This window comes from Billgrantia desiderata (assembly GCF_900108215.1).
In the GTDB taxonomy this organism is placed as follows: Bacteria; Pseudomonadota; Gammaproteobacteria; order Pseudomonadales; family Halomonadaceae; genus Halomonas; species Halomonas desiderata.
Genome location: NZ_FNVC01000053.1, coordinates 1 through 1,546 on the forward strand (window position 1 = coordinate 1; position 1,546 = coordinate 1,546).

Consider the following 1,546-nt stretch of genomic DNA (forward strand, 5'->3'; position numbering starts at 1 on the left):
GTAACTATTCAGGTGGCTGCGGATGGGATATCGCCAACCAGCTGATTTTTCTGGCATAGTGCACAGCATCATTCGGCACACCTATGCGGTGATATGACCATCAGCGATATCAACGTCGACGAGGCCCTGGAGCGGGTCCGGCAGCAGCTCAAGGAAGACCAGACGGTCTCGCCGTCGCTGCGTGCCGCCATCGATGTGCTGATGCTGCTGGTCAAGCTCATGGCCGATCGCCTGGCCACCAGTAGCCGCAACAGCAGCAAGCCACCGTCCCAGGATCCCAATCGCCAGCGCCGCTCGCGCGCCAAAGGCGAGCGGCGCCCCGGCGGACAGCCAGGGCATGAGGGTAAGACGTTGGCGCCGGTGACGGACCCCGACGAGGTGGTCAAGCTCCGTGTCGATCGTCGGCAACTCCCCAAGGGGCGTTCTTACCGCCCGGTCGGCGTCGAAACGCGCCAAGTGCAGGACATCGTAATCCAGGCCGTGGTCACCGAATATCAGGCTGAGGTCCTCGAAGATGATCAGGGGCAACGCTACGTGGCGCCATTCCCCGAGGGCGTGACTCGCCCCATCCAGTATGGCCCTCGCCTCAAGGCGCATGTCGTCTATCTCTCCCAGTATCAGCTGTTGCCCTATGCGCGTATCCGCGAGTTGCTCACCTCGCAGTGCGGCCTGTCGCTGAGCACCGGCACCCTGTTCGCCTTCAACCAGGAGGCCTACCAGCGGGCCGAGGCGTTCGCCGAGTGGGTGATCCCGGCGCTACGTGAAGCAGCCACCGTCCATGCCGATGAAACCGGAATGCAGGTCGGTGGCAAACGCTACTGGCTACACAGCGCCTCCAACGAGGCCCTGACCTGGTTGGCCCCGCACCCCAAGCGCGGCCAGGAAGCGATGGACGCCATCGGCGTATTGCCCTTCGTGCGTGGCGTGCTGGTGCATGATCACTGGAAGCCCTACTACCGCTATCCGGATTGCCGGCACGCGCTCTGTAATGCGCACCACCTTCGGGAGCTGACAGCGGCCTGGGAGAACGATGGCCAGGCATGGGCCAAGGCCTTGCATGACCTGTTGTTGGAGATGCATCGCGCCGTGGAGGTGGCCGACGGCTGCCTCTCGGCCGATGAGACCCGAGCCTGGCGGCAGCGCTATCGAGATTGCCTGGCGAAAGGGGACGCCGAGTGCCCCCCGCCGGTGAAACCGCCACCTGGAACGCGAGGCCGGGCCAAGCGCACCAAGTCGCGCAACCTCCTGGAACGCCTCCAGGCGTACGAGGACGACGTGTTGCGCTTCCTCGACGACCCTGCCGCTCCCTTCACCAACAACCAGGGGGAACGCGATCTGCGAATGACCAAGGTCCAGCAGAAAATCTCGGGCTGTTTCCGCTCCTGGGAGGGTGCTGAGATCTTCTGCCGCATGCGTAGCTTTCTCTCGACCGCCGTCAAGCAAGGGGTAGCGGCGCATACCGCACTGGAGCAACTGTTTGCGGGGGAGGTGCCAGCCTTCATGCAGCAAGAAGCCCCGACTCAGCCAACCGGTGCTGAATAGTTAC

General features: G+C 63.8%; 1 protein-coding gene. It reads left to right on the forward strand.

Annotated elements, in window-relative coordinates; all coding sequences use genetic code 11:
* The first annotated feature begins 93 nt into the window (after window positions 1-93).
* Complete coding sequence (tnpC, locus tag C4S71_RS22235) at window positions 94-1,542, forward strand: IS66 family transposase (RefSeq protein WP_022519762.1); 1,449 nt, start codon at window positions 94-96, stop codon at window positions 1,540-1,542.
* Window positions 1,543-1,546: the final 4 nt, after the last annotated feature.

What these genes read in the sequence shown, in the direction of transcription:
- tnpC (WP_022519762.1), top strand. Translation starts at nt 94, where the DNA reads ATGACCATCAGCGATATCAACGTCGACGAGGCCCTGGAGCGGGTCCGG.